The 15,419-nt window shown below is 37.0% G+C and carries 18 protein-coding genes; 15 read left to right on the forward strand and 3 right to left on the reverse strand.

The window, feature by feature from the left end; all coding sequences use genetic code 11:
• Positions 1–40: 40 nt before the first annotated feature.
• Positions 41–736 (forward strand): hypothetical protein, encoded by a 696-nt coding sequence (locus BM305_RS15985; protein WP_092563070.1) that lies wholly within the window; start codon positions 41–43, stop codon positions 734–736.
• 156 nt (positions 737–892) lie between these two features.
• Here BM305_RS15985 and BM305_RS18840 read toward each other — a convergent pair whose 3' ends face one another.
• The 3 genes from BM305_RS18840 to BM305_RS16000 are packed head-to-tail and all read right to left on the reverse strand — an operon-like array spanning position 893 to position 3,159.
• Positions 893–1,033 carry a cyclic lactone autoinducer peptide gene (locus tag BM305_RS18840; RefSeq protein WP_143099198.1) on the reverse strand — a complete coding sequence of 47 codons (141 nt, stop codon included), beginning with the start codon at positions 1,031–1,033 and terminating at the stop codon, positions 893–895.
• Positions 1,034–1,085: 52 nt separating this feature from the next.
• Complete coding sequence (locus tag BM305_RS15995) at positions 1,086–1,814, reverse strand: LytR/AlgR family response regulator transcription factor (RefSeq protein WP_092563076.1); 729 nt, start codon at positions 1,812–1,814, stop codon at positions 1,086–1,088.
• Positions 1,789–3,159 (reverse strand): sensor histidine kinase, encoded by a 1,371-nt coding sequence (locus BM305_RS16000; RefSeq protein WP_092563079.1) that lies wholly within the window; start codon positions 3,157–3,159, stop codon positions 1,789–1,791. The genes BM305_RS15995 and BM305_RS16000 overlap by 26 nt, the downstream gene beginning before the upstream one ends.
• 654 nt (positions 3,160–3,813) lie before the next feature.
• Between BM305_RS16000 and BM305_RS16005 the strand changes: the two genes are divergently transcribed.
• The 14 genes from BM305_RS16005 to BM305_RS16065 form a co-directional block, all read left to right on the forward strand.
• Complete coding sequence (locus tag BM305_RS16005; RefSeq protein ID WP_242940566.1) at positions 3,814–4,122, forward strand: DUF739 family protein; 309 nt, start codon at positions 3,814–3,816, stop codon at positions 4,120–4,122.
• A 49-nt stretch (positions 4,123–4,171) separates the two neighbouring features.
• On the forward strand, positions 4,172–4,468 hold the full coding sequence (locus BM305_RS16010; protein ID WP_092563086.1) for a DUF739 family protein: 297 nt from the start codon (positions 4,172–4,174) through the stop codon (positions 4,466–4,468).
• A gap of 271 nt (positions 4,469–4,739) precedes the next feature.
• Positions 4,740–6,113, forward strand: a complete 1,374-nt coding sequence (locus BM305_RS16015; protein ID WP_092563089.1) for a sensor histidine kinase — start codon at positions 4,740–4,742, stop codon at positions 6,111–6,113.
• Positions 6,085–6,807 carry a LytR/AlgR family response regulator transcription factor gene (locus BM305_RS16020; RefSeq protein WP_092563092.1) on the forward strand — a complete coding sequence of 241 codons (723 nt, stop codon included), beginning with the start codon at positions 6,085–6,087 and terminating at the stop codon, positions 6,805–6,807. The genes BM305_RS16015 and BM305_RS16020 overlap by 29 nt, the downstream gene beginning before the upstream one ends.
• Before the next feature lie 63 nt (positions 6,808–6,870).
• A complete protein-coding gene (locus BM305_RS16025; RefSeq protein ID WP_092563095.1) occupies positions 6,871–7,038 on the forward strand; it encodes a cyclic lactone autoinducer peptide in 168 nt (55 codons plus the stop codon).
• A gap of 177 nt (positions 7,039–7,215) precedes the next feature.
• Positions 7,216–7,395 (forward strand): SIR2 family protein, encoded by a 180-nt coding sequence (locus BM305_RS16030; protein WP_177214771.1) that lies wholly within the window; start codon positions 7,216–7,218, stop codon positions 7,393–7,395.
• A 335-nt stretch (positions 7,396–7,730) separates the two neighbouring features.
• Positions 7,731–8,189, forward strand: coding sequence for a sigma-70 RNA polymerase sigma factor region 4 domain-containing protein (locus tag BM305_RS16035; RefSeq protein WP_092563101.1), 459 nt, complete (start codon positions 7,731–7,733; stop codon positions 8,187–8,189).
• A gap of 93 nt (positions 8,190–8,282) precedes the next feature.
• The gene (locus BM305_RS19680; RefSeq protein ID WP_272481969.1) at positions 8,283–8,417 is read left to right on the forward strand and encodes a hypothetical protein; all 135 of its coding nucleotides are present in this window, start codon (positions 8,283–8,285) and stop codon (positions 8,415–8,417) included.
• Between the two features lie 44 nt (positions 8,418–8,461).
• Positions 8,462–8,770 carry a hypothetical protein gene (locus BM305_RS16040; RefSeq protein ID WP_092563104.1) on the forward strand — a complete coding sequence of 103 codons (309 nt, stop codon included), beginning with the start codon at positions 8,462–8,464 and terminating at the stop codon, positions 8,768–8,770.
• The gene (locus tag BM305_RS16045) at positions 8,770–9,900 is read left to right on the forward strand and encodes a DUF2800 domain-containing protein (RefSeq protein ID WP_092563107.1); all 1,131 of its coding nucleotides are present in this window, start codon (positions 8,770–8,772) and stop codon (positions 9,898–9,900) included. Before BM305_RS16040 ends, BM305_RS16045 begins: the two co-directional genes overlap by 1 nt.
• Before the next feature lies 1 nt (position 9,901).
• Entirely contained in the window at positions 9,902–10,453 is a 552-nt protein-coding gene (locus BM305_RS16050; protein WP_092563110.1) for a DUF2815 family protein, read from the forward strand.
• 61 nt (positions 10,454–10,514) lie between these two features.
• Positions 10,515–12,467 carry a DNA polymerase gene (locus BM305_RS16055; RefSeq protein WP_092563113.1) on the forward strand — a complete coding sequence of 651 codons (1,953 nt, stop codon included), beginning with the start codon at positions 10,515–10,517 and terminating at the stop codon, positions 12,465–12,467.
• Between the two features lie 73 nt (positions 12,468–12,540).
• The gene (locus tag BM305_RS16060) at positions 12,541–14,916 is read left to right on the forward strand and encodes a virulence-associated E family protein (RefSeq protein WP_092563125.1); all 2,376 of its coding nucleotides are present in this window, start codon (positions 12,541–12,543) and stop codon (positions 14,914–14,916) included.
• Positions 14,917–15,183: 267 nt separating this feature from the next.
• On the forward strand, positions 15,184–15,419 hold a 236-nt coding region (locus BM305_RS16065; protein WP_242940567.1), incomplete at its 3' end, for a VRR-NUC domain-containing protein.

Below are 15,419 nucleotides of genomic sequence, written 5' to 3' on the forward strand. Positions count from 1 at the left end.
TATTAAGTACTTTTAAAAAGAATAATATTCATACCAGGAGGTGGTAAAAATAAAAGGCTGCAAAATAAAGAGCTCTGTACTTTTATTAATAGGGGTAAGTTTATTATGTACCTCTTGTATAAAAGAAAATAAAAAAGAGTTTAATAATATTGATGAAAAGGATGCTCAAGAAATGACAGAATCTATAACAACAAATGAATCAGAAGAGCCGTTGCATACAAAATGGACTATAATTGAGAAAGAAAAATATTATTGTATTGAAAAAATGGGACTTCGTGAATATAACGATTATTATAGATATACGGTGTACAATACAAATGGAGAATCTATATATAGTGAGATATTGGGCGAATTTAACGATCCTCCACGTGTATCAATTTATGATGATACAGTAAATATCCATTATGGTTATGGTACAGGGGTTTTTCGTGATAAATATGTAGACTATAAAAATAATTTGCAATCTATTTGGCTAAATAACGTATGGGGCGTTGGAAAAAAATATGTGGCCTATGTAATTGGTGATTGGCGTAATGGTTCAGACTCTAAACTTGCTATAGAAGAAAAATATATACAAAATACAAGAAAAGAAATTTCTTTTCCACATATTATTTATGATACTGATGTTGATATATGCGAATTCAGAAACAATGAAACGGAATTGTATATCCATTATATAGACAAGGACACAAAAGAGGCAGAAGAAAAGATAATTAAGCTAAGTGAATTTGAGTAAGGTTATTTCTAAAGCGGAAACGGCACAAGTTATACTTGATAGTATAACTTGAAAATATCATTAAAAGTAATAATTGCCAATCAAGAAATGACCTGCTAAATAGAAAATAGAGAGGGTATAAATCAAGCTTTGATAACCCTCTCTTTTCTTATAAAACTATTTTTTAAATTTTTCTAGACCGATCGGCAGTTTGGGCTGGTAAAGCCAAAAAAAACAAGCCGAATTGGCACTTAATTTTAATGCCGTATTAGTAAGCTTCACAATATTTTTCTCCGATGTACTTTTGCTACGAATCATATTATCACACCTTTCGTTAAGTTGGGTTAATAGTTCATATTTTAATAAAGTGCTAAAATAATCCTTTTGGAAAGTTTTTATACACTTCATTAACCTTCTTCATACGTGAAGGAGGAATGTCAAAAATATCTCCTGTATTCATAATAATACGTTTTCCATCAATGTGCAATATGTTATTCATGTTTATGATTAATCCGCTGTGCGCTTTTATAAAAAAATAGCATAAACGCGATTCTAACTGTTTTATCGACTCGTAAACGGTAAAATTAGAAATATTTGTAATGATATTTACACGTTGGTCATCCTTTTGTATATAACAGATACTGTGTTGCTTAATAACTGTTTTCTGCCGATTATATATGAACTCTAAGGTTGAAGTACTCGTATTACTTTTTTTTGAATTTAAATAATGAATTGTCCGTACAAATAAACGTTCAAAAGTTTCCTGTTTTACCGTTTTCATTAAGTATCCATAAGCTAACAGTTCGAAAGCATCAAAGGTATACTGAGCATAATTACTAATAAATATAATAGCAGTTAGTGGATAAAGTGACTGAATTTTTTTTGCAACTGCAATACCAGATGTCTGGTTGATTTTTATATCCAATATGGCTAGATCTATCTTTTGCTTTGCAATAAAAACATGAAATTCTTCTGTAATATCTGAAAAAGTATGTATAGTGGTTTGAACACGGTATTTTTTACTAAAGGATTCTATGTAGGCTTTATGGACAGAGAGTGCCACTAAATCATCATCAACAATAAGTGTAGTCAGTTTCATTCCAATCACCTCGCATTTCTCCGATGGGGTACACAACCTTTATTGTAAAACGGGTATCCGTATAATCAATGGTACAGAAACCGTGATATTTGCGAGCAATTTCACGAATAATGTCAATACCTAAACCGTGTTCGCCAAACCCTTCAGATTTTGTACTAACTAATTTACCAAGAGTATTAAAGGAAGGTTTTTTTGACATGGAATTTTCACACGAAATAGAAATGCGATTTGAAAAGTGATACATTTCCAAGTCAATGTAGCGTTGTTCTAAGGGAACAAACTGTTGGGCTTCAACGGCATTGTCTAATATATTGGAAAGCATACAGTTTAAATCACGGTCTTCAATTTGAAAGTTATTTACTGTAATTCTGATATCAAACCGAATAGACTGTGTCTTAGCTAATTTTCCTTTTTCACTTAATATGGCGGCCAACAATAAATTATCCAGACAAAAAGTAGTATCAGCTTCTTGTATAATGGTATAGAGATTATTAATGTAATCAATGGCCATCTCTAGTTCACCTTTTTCTATGTAGGAGCGAGTTAGAAATAAATGTGATTTCATATCATGTCTAATCTGACGTACCTGTCTTGTCGTTTCTGCAATGGACTGGTAGGAGGATAATTCTATTTCCATCTGTTGCATTTTAAGAACCATTTGCATTGCATTACGTTGCTTTTTTAAGTGAATCATAATCATGTAAATGCTCACACATAGAACGATAACAATTTGACCAAACATAATTCCATAAAGTGTAGAAATCTTATAGTTTATAAGCTGCATGTTATTAAAAAGAGCCATAACAGGTATTTCTAAAATTAAATTGCACAAAACAACAGGAAGCAGTTCTTTGAAAATAGCAATATAATTTTTTCCAGTATCTTTGTATTTAATAAATATCAACTTATAAATAAGTAAACCTAAAAAACGTGCATTTATTGTCATTAAACAATTAATTACCCCAAAGTTTGTCATATCCTCGAGCGGAACATTAGTAAATAATAACCATGAACCAACTGTTAGAAAATCCATAACGGTAGAAAGGATAAACAGTAACCCTATAACAAATAATTTTGACCAAAGTTTATTTTTTAAAAGTAATATGCAAAAACAAATTAAATACAGTATTAGAACAGGAAAAAAAATCATATTAATAATTGCAGGTACATTTTGAAATGCCACTATTTGTTTGATAAGAACAAGTATATATAGTCCGATACCACTTCCAATGTAATATCTTAAATTAGAACTTTTCTTTTCAAAAGTCTGGCATAGAACTTTAATAGAAATATAAGGATCAATAGCATATACAATTAGTGATGCAATATAACAAAAATAAATCATAGGAATTCCCCCTTAAAAAAATAAATATTTTCTCATATTGGTTATAGTACCATAAATAAGGAAAATGTCAAATTGTATATATCTGGTAAATGAGAATTAATAGGATAAATGGCATTTTTCATAGGATTGTAATGAAAAATTGGTTAAAAAAATAGAATAAAGTAAAATAAAAGAATAATAGAAAATACGTACAACACTTGTTATTACTGCATAAGAAAGATAATTGCTATTAAAAATTCTCATTCTCAATAAGATTTTTAGTAAAAATTCATATTAAAAAGGCTATTTTTCATAATGTCGTATAAAAACTAATTGCAATAGACATAAATTAACTAATAACAACAATTGATTTAATACCTTATATTGTGCTTTATAAGTAAAAAAGATACAATATGTTTGTTCAAAGTAATGCAGAGTTGATTTATTACAAAGAATAAGAGAATACTATTGAAGTTTATCTGCATTACAAAGAAAAAGCACTTCATCAGACCCCTTACAAAAGCATGAAGGCTTTTAACACCCTTATCCCTTTTTAGTTTATTTAATATGTATTTTTTCATAAAGTGGCTGTTACTAGTTAGCCAGTCACATCCCCAGAAAACGAGGTGCAAGCTACTGGGGAAACTATTAATTTTATACAGAGGAAGTGAATTTGTGGAGAAAAAAGAAATAAAGCATTTTTACTATAATAAATTATTAGGAAAAATTAAGGAAAAGTATAATACACAAGAAGCTTTTGCAGTGGCACTGGGAATTGGAAGAGTTTCGCTGAGCCAGAGACTTAATAATAAACTTGGATTTTCACAGATGGAAATTTATAACGCCATAAAATTATTGAACATAGACATTGAGGAAATTCCAGTCTACTTTTATTGTACGGTTGATCCAAAGTTAAACAGTGAAAAAGAATTAGAAGAAAAAGAAGTGCCAAAAAAGAAAAGAAGAGGAAGAAAGAAGAAATAAATAGCGTTTCATTTTTATCCATATGTTTGAGTAAGGAGATAAAGCAGAAATGGCAGCAAGATTACCAAATCAGAAAATAACCTATAATTTTAACTTACTACGAATGGAGATAAAAAATCAGTATAAAACACAAAGTCAGTTTGCAGATGCCCTAAGAATCGGAAGAGCATCCCTGACGCAGAAACTGAACAACCATGTAAAATTTAATGCTGACGAGATATACAGAAGCTGTATGCTGCTACATATTGATTTGAACCACGTCGCATTATATTTTTTTCAAATTGCTTACGAGGAAAAGCCAGAATATATATCTGGGTATAGATCGTTTTTTCATACAAACCTCTAAAAGTCTTACTGTCTGGCAAGGATTCACTTTGCCAGACAGCCATCCAATTTAGTTAGCCCGTTACCAATATTGAAATAGATTCTCCAATAAAAAATAAGAGCTTCGCACACAGGCTCTTATTTTTATGCACATAATGCCAAAAAATAATAAAAGTACAATAAATTTACAGTATTTATGAAAATATTATCCAAATTTGAAAAAAATATTGAGGAATGGGTTAGAGTATGCTAAACTATCTCGGCAAATACGTTAAAAACAGGAGGTATATTTTTTGAATGTTTGGTATTATCTGCTGTATGCTATTGCCTATGCAGTAGAGCCAGTTTTATGGATGAAGATATTTTCAAAACTGTTTCACAAAAGATATGAAAAAGGGCAGTATTATTTTCTGGGAGGTCTTGGACTTTACTTTCTTTTTTTTTCAAAGCAGCTGATTACATTTCATTGTGGAAATGATTCCGTTAATTCAGTTGGGATAATCATTCAATTGCTATACTTACTACGAGTACTAAAAAGGCTGTTTGAAACAAAAAGAAGTGAAAGACTATTAATCATTGGAGTTTTGGCACTTTTGTCTATTGTAATGGACAGCATTTTTCTTTTGGGTTGGGTTGTTCTGTTTCGTCAGTCGATGGATACAGCCATTCAATTTGGATTGGTAAATGTGATACTCACATTCTTTGCAAGAGGAATGGGGTGTTTACTCTATGGCTTTTGCTTTTCACGGATCGTTATCGTAAAACGGGTCAGACAGTTATTTTATTATAGAGAGGTAATTCCCCTGGTTATTTTGCACTTTGCGTTGAGTGTGCCAAGTTGGTTGCTTTTTCATAACAGGGAGTTTCGGAACGGAAGTGTCAAGGTGATGCAGTTCATGTATACAGGAACACTTTGGCTGTTTGCGGTTACCACACTCTACATAATATGGATTATAAATAAAAGAAATAAAACAGAGCTGGCGAATAAGCTGACCGTAAAGCAAATGAGCATGGAACTGGAAATGTATTCGGAAATCAGTGAAGTAACAGAAAAATTAAGTGATTTAAGGCATGATATGCGTTCGCATATCGGTTTAATGAAATCCCTTTGTGACAATCAGGAGTATCACAGGATGGGAGAGTATTTGCGTGAACTGTATCAAGAGGTGGAGCTTTCGGAAGATCTGCTCTGTATTGAGAATAAAACCATAGCAATTGTATTGCGTCAAAAACATAAGCTGGCAAAAGAAAAAGGAATTTCTTTTTATACAAAGGTAATGGTAAAGGAACTGCCAATGAAGGATGTGGACATCTGTTCGTTGCTTTCTAATATTGTAAACAATGCCATTGAGGCAGCAGAAAAGCAGTTGATAGGAGAAGGTTATGTAGATTTGTGTATTATGGCAAATGAACACGGTTACCATATTCGGTGTGAAAATTCATTTGCAGAAAAGCCAGTACAAATCAAAAATTCCTATGTGACATCAAAAAAGGATGCCGATCATCATGGTTTGGGGATCGGGATTATTAAAAAAATCACAGAAAAGTATGCAGGAACAGCAAAGATTTATTGCGAAGAAACCTGTTTTATCGTAGAAGTATACATTCCCATAGAGGAAAGGAGATGTGCAGAAAAGCATGAAGTTAAATCTTTTAATCTGCGATGATGAGGAAATTAGTCTGGGAGTCAATGAAAGTTATATAAGGCGTTTAAATCAACAGTTAAAAATTGAGGCAAATCTGTTTTCTTTTTGTAACGTGACAGAAGAACTAGATCGGCGGATACAAAAGGGAGATATTGATATTGCATTTTTGGACATCGAGTTAAAAGAGGGAAACGGAATACAGCTGGCACAAAAGATACTGGCAGCCAATCCGTTGGCAAGTTTTATTTTTATTACTGGATATAAGGAATATACAGCGGAAGCCTTTCAGGTACAGGCATCTGGCTATCTTGAAAAACCAATACAGCTGGAACAGTTGAAGCGTACTTATGAAAGGACGCTGGCAATGGTGGAAGGATTCCGAAAACACAAAGAGAGTGCTATGCTGACAATAAAAACGGGGACAAAAATGATTCACATGCGGTACTGTGATATTCATTATGTGGAAAAAGTAGCAAAAAAGGTGGCGGTTCACAGCAATTATGGGGTGTATGAATTTTATGAGTCTATTTCCGTCATGGAACAGCAGTTAGGGAGAAGCTTTCTTAAAATTAACCAAGGGACTTTGGTAAATAAAGCAGAAATCGTATGTTTGGATAAGACCAGTGTATATTTGAAGACGGGTAAGATCCTGCGTGTAGGACGGACTTTTAAACATGATATAAAATCCATTTACAGCAATGTAATATGTCAATAAACTATAGGCTTGCTTTCCAGAACAGCAAAACAGGATAGAGACAGCAGAAAGGCGACATTTTCCATGAAAAAAGATCAGAAATGGTTAAAAAAAACCTTGGTGGTGGTAGCAGAAAAAGTGATAGAAAAGAATGTGAATGCTACTTGTCTAGGGACGTTGTATCAACCGAAATTACCAGATGGTTCTGAACGGTTTAAAAAAATAGAAAAACAGTCCTCCAATCATTCATGATAGAAAGAAGAAACCATTCTATAAGAATAAGCATGCTATTCTACATGCAACACATTAAAATGTGCCGAATATACCCATAAATGAACCAAATAGGACAACTCTATTGTATTTTTTACCTCCCTTTTGTATAATGCCGTTGTAAAGTAACCGACTGGAAAAAGGAGAGGAATGGTAAAAATGAAGTATCAGGCATGTTGTATAAACTGTGGACAAAGATTATTTGATTTTGTAAAAAGTGATACCAAGATGCAGGGACAGCTTGAGATGAAATGTCCCAGATGTAAACAGATTGTAGTATTATTTTTGGATCAGATTCCTGTTAAACAGGAAACGATACGGAGTAATTCAGTAAAATAGAATGGAACAGAAAAAAATCATTTTAGTGAAGGCTACCTAGCAACGGAGGTGCAGACAAAGGCTGCGACTTACCAAATGGCAGGAGATTACGATTACATAAGTAATGGTATTCTTCTGCTTTTTTTATACAAAGAGGTATAAGAAACTAATAAACCAATTGAATACCAGGCTACTGAGCCACAGGGCCGAGTGAAGATGCCAGCGAGCTACTAAATTGCCAGAGTCTACGAAACGTTAGTAGACTCTGGGTGTTTTAAAATGCAGGCAGTTTTTTGATGCACTTTTTTAGAATTGTTCTTTCGTTTCAGGTGTTCTGAAAGGAAAGGACTTGCGATATGAAGGAAAGAAAAATTACTGTAAAAAAAGGGTCTGTGGTAGAAAAAGTAACGGTTTCAGAAGAAGTGTATCGTGCATATATGCAGCCATGGTGGAGAGAAAAACAGGTGCAAAAAAGAAAAAGGGACAAAGAAGAACAGTTGGAAAAGCAAATCGAAGTAGCCTATGAGGAATATGCAGAGTATGAAACTAGGAACGGAATTCATATGGAAGGTATGAGTAAGAGCGTAGAAGAATTAGTAGAAGAAAATAGTATGCTGGAGTTGTTGGAAGAGTCATTTTCTATTTTATTAGAAGAGGAGAACCATTTGATACGGGCACTCTTTATGGAGGGATTGTCAGAAAGGGAATATGCGGGTCAGTCTGGCATTCCAAGGAAAACCATTTCTTATCGGAAAAATAAAATACTAAAAAAGTTAAGGAACTGGTTTTCTGAAAAAGGCTATGAAAAAAGATGAATTTAGAAGAAAGTTTGCCCACATGACTCATTTTTGTCATTACGATTATAGAAGGAACTTTTTCTTTGAATCTGACAGGAAGGAGGAAACTTAATGGAGCAAGCAAAAGAACTGATTGGTGTGTTATATTCTATTAGCATTGTGGCACATAAACTTGCAGAAAAGTTAGCCAAGATAGAAAAAGAAATTTCAGCCTATGAGCGACAACAATCCGAAGGTACAAGATAAAACCAAATAAAACATACTAACTAGAAAGGGGAAGAAAAAGTAGGATGAAAGAGCATTTTATAAAAATAGCACAAGGGCTGGAGGATATTGCAGAGGGACTGCGCGCCATTGCCCATACGGAAAATAAGAAAGATAAAGAAGTGAATGTGGATTGGGGAAAAGAAACCCATTGCCATACGGACAAAAGAAAAACGGTTACTGTGGAAGAAGTAAGGGCTGTATTAGCAGAAAAAAGCAGGGATGGCAAAACGGATGCGGTCAAAGAACTTTTAAATCAGTTTGGTGCTGAAAAATTATCCAGTGTGCCGGAAGACAGGCTGGCAGAATTGTTAGATAAAGCAGGAGGTTTATAATGGGAAAACATGCTTTATTAGCAGCATCCTCTTCGAAACGATGGCTAAACTGCACACCATCCGCTGTATTGGAATCCTTGTTTGAGGAAGAAGAAAGTGTGTATGCAAAAGAAGGCTCTGCAGCACATGCGCTGGGAGAATACCTGATTAGGCGATATTTAGAGGAGCCAGCAACAAGACCTGTTACGGAATTTGACTCAAATGAAATGGACGCTTACGTAGGGGAATATGCTGCCTATGTTACGGAGCAGGTAGAGCGGACAAGAAAAACATGCAAGGATGCGGTTGTATTGGTGGAACAGCACCTCGATTACTCTCAATATGCACCGTTTGGTTTTGGAACAGGAGATTTGGTGATTGTAGCAGATAGTTGTGTATCTGTAATCGATCTGAAGTATGGTAAGGGAGTTCCAGTTTCGGCAGAGTGGAATTCGCAGATGATGCTCTACGGATTAGGAGCGCTTCATTTATTTGAAATGCTTTATGACATTGATACGGTAAAGATGACCATTTTTCAGCCAAGACTGGAGTCCGTCAGTACCTGGCAGATTTCAGCACCGGAATTAAAGAGCTGGGCAGAAGAGGTATTAAAGCCAAAAGCAGCATTAGCCTATGAGGGCAAAGGGGAGTATGTTTCAGGGGACTGGTGCCGGTTTTGTAAGGCAGGAATACAATGTCGTGCAAGAACCAATTCCTTTCTAAAACTGGCACAAATGGAGTTTCAGGAGCCAGCTCTTTTAAGTGAGGAAGAAATCGAAAGGGTGCTTTCCGTAGCAGACAATTTAAAAAAATGGGCAGAAGAAGTGTATGCCTTTGCAACCAGAGAAGCAATAGAACATCAAAAGATATGGAACGGTTTTAAGTTAGTGGAAGGCAGAAGCAACCGAAAATACACAGATGAAGATGCGGTGGCAGAAGCGGCAAAAGAAGCGGGTTATACCGATATTTTTCAGTGCACCTTGCTTGGGATTACGGAAATGGAGAAATTAATGGGAAAGAAAACATTTCTAACCATACTGGGAAAGTATTTATACAAGCCAAAAGGTAAAGTGACATTAGTACCCGTATCGGACAAACGAGAAGCAATCAATCAGACAACCGCAGAAGCGGATTTTAAGGAGGAAATATAATATGAGTACAGGGAATCATCAGCCAACCAAAGTAATTATTCCATGCAGGTTTTCTTATTTACATTGCTGGGAACCACAATCCATCAATGGGAGTGAGCCTAAATACAGTGTTTCTGCAATTATTGATAAAAAAGATAAGGAAACAATAAAAAGAATCCAGACCGCCATCGAAACAGCAAAAAAAGAATCTGCTGGAAAGTGGGGAGGCAAAATACCATCTAACTTAAAAACACCATTACGGGATGGGGATATAGACCGCCCAGAAGATGAGGCGTATCACAACAGCTATTTTTTAAATGCAAATTCTAAGCAGCCACCGCAGGTAGTAGACAGACAAGTACAGCCTGTTCTGGACCAGTCAGAAGTGTATTCGGGGTGCTATGGCAGAATTTCTGTTAACTTTTATGGGTACAGTGCGAATGGAAACAAAGGAATTGCAGCGGGTCTTGGAAATATTCAAAAGCTAAAAGATGGTGAGTCGTTGGGAGCAAGAACCAATGCGGCAGAAGATTTTGACGGTATGGAAGATGGAAATGAGGAATTTTTAGGATAGGGCATATCGGATGGAGCAATCCATCCGCAATATTTTGTGTAAATAGAGCAAAGGAGTTTTTATGGAAACTGAAAAACCAAAAGTATTGAGTATTGATATTGAATGCTTTAGTGATGTGGATCTTGTTTCCTGTGGAGTGTACCGATACGTGGAAAGTAAAGCCTTTGAAATTCTTTTATTTGCCTATTCCGTGGATGAAGAAGAAACACAGTTGATTGATTTGAAAAGGGGAGAAAGGCTGCCACAGGAAATTATGAAACTGTTAGCAGACAATACGGTAAGAAAAACCGCATTTCATTCCAACTTTGAACGTACTTGTATCAATCAGTACTTTGGTTTTTCCTTACAGCCAGAGGCATGGTATTGTACCGCGGTGCAGGCGTCCCTACTTGCACTGCCTCTTAGTCTAGAAGGGGTAGGGGAGGTATTAAATCTGGATAAGAAAAAGCTGTCGGAAGGAAAAGAACTTATTCGGTATTTTTGCTGCCCCTGCAAGCCAACAAAAGGAAATCAGGGGAGAACAAGAAATCTGCCAGAGGATGCACCAGAAAAATGGGAGTTGTTTAAAAGGTATTGTATCCGTGATGTTGATGTGGAAAAGCAAATACGAAAAAAACTGGAGAAATTTCCAATCAGTGAGCAGGAGCAGCGGTTATACTGTCTGGATCAAAGAATCAATGACAGAGGGATTCAAGTAGACAACCAGCTGGTAAAACAGGCAATGGTATGTGATCGGTTATATAAAGAAGCAGCTGTCAAAAAGGCGCAGGAACTATCTGGACTGGATAATCCGAATAGTGTGTCACAACTAAAAGAATGGCTTTTTCAAAAAGGAATCATAGTAGATTCTCTGTCCAAAGAAAAGGTGCAGGAACTTATGAAACATACAACAGGAGAGGTGTTGGAACTTCTTCAATTGAGACGCTCTATGGCCAAAACCTCTGTAAAAAAATATGAAGCCATAGACAGAGTTGTTTGTAGTGATGGGAGAGTACGTGGAGTATTACAGTTTTATGGGGCGAATCGAACAGGACGGTGGGCAGGGAGGTTGGTGCAAATTCACAACTTAGTTCGGAACAGCATAGAAAATCTAGAACTGGCGCGAAGTCTTTTAACAAGAGGGTGCTATGAGGCAATGGAACTGCTATATGAAAGCACACCGCATCTCTTGTCAGAATTGATACGTACCGCTTTTATACCAAGGGAGGGATACCGATTTATTATATCAGATTTTTCAGCCATTGAAGCTAGGGTTCTTGCCTGGATGGCGGGAGAGTCCTGGCGAATAGCGGTATTTCAAACGCATGGAAAAATTTATGAAGCATCCGCATCCGCCATGTTTCATGTTCCCATTGAAGAAATCGGAAAAACCTCACCTCTCAGACAGAAAGGTAAAATAGCAGAGTTGGCACTTGGCTATGGTGGAGCAGTAGGAGCCTTGCTTACTATGGGGGCTTTAGAAATGGGACTAAAGGAAGAGGAGCTACCGTCTCTTGTCACAACCTGGAGAAATGCCAATCCACATATAACACACTTTTGGTGGGCGGTAGATGCAGCTGCCATTGCAGCAGTAAAAAATAAAGAACCAACAAGGGTCGGTAGAATTGGGTTTCATTATCAAAGCGGCATTCTTTTTATTACACTGCCATCTGGCAGAAAACTTTCTTATATAAAGCCACGCATAGGAATCAATCAATTTGGTAGGGAAGCGTTAACCTATGAGGGAATCGGAGAAAGTAAAAAGTGGATTCGGATTAAAACATATGGGCCAAAGCTAGTAGAAAATATGGTGCAGGCTATAAGCCGTGATATTTTAGCGGAAGCAATGCTTCGGTTGGAACAGAAGGGGTTTGCTATTGTATGTCATGTCCACGATGAAGTGGTGCTGGAAGTTCCGATAGGGACTTCTTCCGTAGAAGAGGTAAATGACATTATGGCTGTGAGCCCAGACTGGGCAGAAGGACTTTTTCTTAAGGCGGCAGGTTTTGAAAGTCTGTTTTACAAAAAAGATTAGGAGACAGAAGGACAACAGTAAATATAAAGAATAGTTGGAAAGAAAGGAATACAGGTAAAGGAGGTTGGCAGAAATAAAACTGTTTGTATCAATTGGAAATTCAAGAATGGAAAAGAAGTGGATTGGTCAGGAGATGGAAGTAGAGGCTTTTATGGAAAGAGTCTCCCATACCCAGCGGACGGCTGAAACCATAGACCAGTATAAGAAAATGCCAAAGGGAAAGCAAGATGCGATTAAAGATGTGGGAGGATTTGTACTGGGGAGGCTGAAAGAGGGAAGACGTAAGAAGGACAGTATTCTTTCCAGAACAGCCATTACACTTGATATGGACTATGGCACAAAAGATATTATTGACCAGTTAGAATTGTTTCATGACATAAAATGTGTGTTGTATTCCACGCATAAGCATACACCAGAGAATCCAAGACTTCGCTTGATTCTTTTTTTAACCCGCGAGGTAACTCCGCATGAATATGGCGCCATATCGAGAATGCTGGCATCCGATATCGGAATGGAATTATTTGATGATTCTACCTATGAGCCATCTAGACTAATGTATTGGCCAAGCACCTCTGCGGATGGAGAATTTCTTTATAAAGAAATAGAAGGAAAAGTGATAAATCCGGATGAGGTACTTGCCCGTTATCAGAACTGGCAAGATATTAGTTCCTGGCCAGTAAGCAAAAGACAGCATACAATGGTAGAAAGAGAGAGGAAGAAACAGGCGGATCCACTAGCAAAAGAAGGAATCATAGGTGCCTTTAATCGTACTTATACAGTAACACAGGCAATGGATACGTATCTTTCGGATGTGTATCAGCCAAGTGCTATGTATGGCAGATATGATTACGTTCTGGCAGATTCCTCAGCTGGAGTAGTAGTGTATGAGGATAAATTTGTGTATAGCCATCATGCAACGGATCCTGCTTGTGGGAAACTTCTGAGTGCGTTTGATGTAGTAAGACTGCATAAGTTTGGCCATCTGGATGGGGAAGATGGAGAAGAGACAGAGAGTAATAGACAACCCTCTTTTAAAGCCATGCAAGAATTTGCTTCCAAAGAAGAAAAGATTAAGGTAAGACTTGCAAAAGAACGTGAAGAAGCGGTTAAGGAGGAATTCAAAGAGGGAGAGGATTGGAGAACAGGATTAGAATATAACAGGCAGGGAGTTTTAATAAACAATTTAAAGAACCTCATTTGTATTCTTAAGAATGATAAACAATTAAAATCAATTGTGTTTAATCAATTGAGCGATGGAATGGAAATCAAGGGGGAGGTACCTTGGAAGCATCCCTCTAAGTTTTGGCGGGATGCAGATGATGCGCAGTTAATATCTTATGTGGATTTAACGTATGGCAGTTTTTCGGCAAGAAATTATACGATTGCGGTATCGAAAGTAACAGATGACCGTTCCTACCATCCCATTCGTGAGTTTTTGGCTTCGCTTCCTGAGTGGGATGAAATTCCAAGGCTAGATATGCTTCTTATTGATTACCTTGGGGCAAGGGATAATGAATATGTTCGTGCAGTAACCAGAAAAACGTTATGTGCTGCGATCGCAAGGGTAATACAGCCCGGGTGTAAATTTGATACGATGCTGGTATTAAGTGGTCCACAGGGAAAAGGAAAGTCAACCTTAATCGCAAAACTGTGTGGAGAATGGTTTAGTGATTCGCTTTTCCTAAGCGATACAAAAGATAAGACAGCTGCTGAGAAATTACAAGGCTATTGGATTTTGGAGATTGGGGAACTGGCAGGTCTTAGAAAGACAGATGTAAATACACTGAGAGCTTTTCTTTCCAGGCAGAATGATATTTATCGAGCTGCTTTTGGAAAGCATGCCACTCCACATCCCAGACAATGTGTTTTTATCGGCACTACAAATGCAGATACGTATTTGCGGGATGTGACAGGAAACCGCAGGTTTTGGCCAGTAAAAGCACCAGGTGGAAAAGAAAGGGGTTCCTGGCAGATAACCGAAAAGGAGGTGGAGCAAATCTGGGCAGAGGCACTTTGGTATTATAAACAGGGGGAGGAACTGTTTTTGGAAACGCATATAGAAGCAATGGCAGTGCATGAGCAGAAGAAAGCGATGGAGCAGGACGATCGGGAAGGAACGGTAAGGGAGTATTTGGAGATGCTGCTCCCTGCGAATTGGGACAAGATGGGGTTGTATGAAAGGCGAAATTTTATCAATGGTTCGGAATTCGAGGGGAATAAAAGCATAGGAATAAGAAGGCGTGAACGGGTTTGTAACATGGAGATATGGTGTGAATGTTTAGGAAAAGAGCGCGGTAATTTAAAACGTCAGGATGCAAATGAACTGATTGCAATCATGTCGAATATCGAAGGGTGGAAACGCGCAGAAGGAAAGATGCGTTTTTCTCTTTATGGGGTTTCACAGGGTTATGTAAGAGAAGAAAGGCAAGAGGGTGTGCGCAAGGGATAGGCAACTACAACACGATTTTCAGAAATTGGTTGCCAAGCGGTAGCTAAAAAGTGGAGGGCAGGCAACAGGTGATATTCCCCATATAGCAAGGGATTACGTGATGTTGTTGTCTATGTTGTATATATTATATATATATTTATAAATATATATATAATAGTAATAGATGCGCATAACACACGTATATTACGCGTATAGGGATTTTTTGTTCTTTAAGCAACAGTGGTGAAGGTGATACCAGATAAAAAGAGAGAATGCAAGGCTGAGGATATGTTAGGATATCATTTGCTTGGTAAGTGGAGAGGAGAGGTCTTAGTTATGATAGATTCCGAAAAGCGGATCGAACAAAAAATGACCCAGGAAGTAAAAAAACTGGGAGGCAGGGCAGTAAAATTTGTATCACCAGGATGGGATGGTGTGCCGGATCGGATTGTATTTTTTCCAGGTGGGCGTGTCGCATTTGTAGAGGTAAAAGCACCAGGAAAAAAGCTGAGACCTTTGCAGCT

It is taken from the genome of Anaeromicropila populeti (assembly GCF_900112775.1).
GTDB lineage: Bacteria > Bacillota > Clostridia > Lachnospirales > Lachnospiraceae > Anaeromicropila_A > Anaeromicropila_A populeti.

Coding starts and splice junctions, on each gene's coding strand:
- BM305_RS16020 (WP_092563092.1), top strand. CDS start 6,085: ATGAAGTTAAATCTTTTAATCTGCGATGATGAGGAAATTAGTCTGGGA.
- BM305_RS16010 (WP_092563086.1), top strand. CDS start 4,172: ATGGCAGCAAGATTACCAAATCAGAAAATAACCTATAATTTTAACTTA.
- BM305_RS16050 (WP_092563110.1), top strand. CDS start 9,902: ATGAGTACAGGGAATCATCAGCCAACCAAAGTAATTATTCCATGCAGG.
- BM305_RS16045 (WP_092563107.1), top strand. CDS start 8,770: ATGGGAAAACATGCTTTATTAGCAGCATCCTCTTCGAAACGATGGCTA.
- BM305_RS16000 (WP_092563079.1), bottom strand. CDS start 3,159: ATGATTTATTTTTGTTATATTGCATCACTAATTGTATATGCTATTGAT.
- BM305_RS16055 (WP_092563113.1), top strand. CDS start 10,515: ATGGAAACTGAAAAACCAAAAGTATTGAGTATTGATATTGAATGCTTT.
- BM305_RS15995 (WP_092563076.1), bottom strand. CDS start 1,814: ATGAAACTGACTACACTTATTGTTGATGATGATTTAGTGGCACTCTCT.
- BM305_RS16030 (WP_177214771.1), top strand. CDS start 7,216: ATGAAGTATCAGGCATGTTGTATAAACTGTGGACAAAGATTATTTGAT.
- BM305_RS19680 (WP_272481969.1), top strand. CDS start 8,283: ATGGAGCAAGCAAAAGAACTGATTGGTGTGTTATATTCTATTAGCATT.
- BM305_RS16025 (WP_092563095.1), top strand. CDS start 6,871: ATGAAAAAAGATCAGAAATGGTTAAAAAAAACCTTGGTGGTGGTAGCA.
- BM305_RS18840 (WP_143099198.1), bottom strand. CDS start 1,033: ATGATTCGTAGCAAAAGTACATCGGAGAAAAATATTGTGAAGCTTACT.
- BM305_RS16035 (WP_092563101.1), top strand. CDS start 7,731: ATGAAGGAAAGAAAAATTACTGTAAAAAAAGGGTCTGTGGTAGAAAAA.
- BM305_RS16040 (WP_092563104.1), top strand. CDS start 8,462: ATGAAAGAGCATTTTATAAAAATAGCACAAGGGCTGGAGGATATTGCA.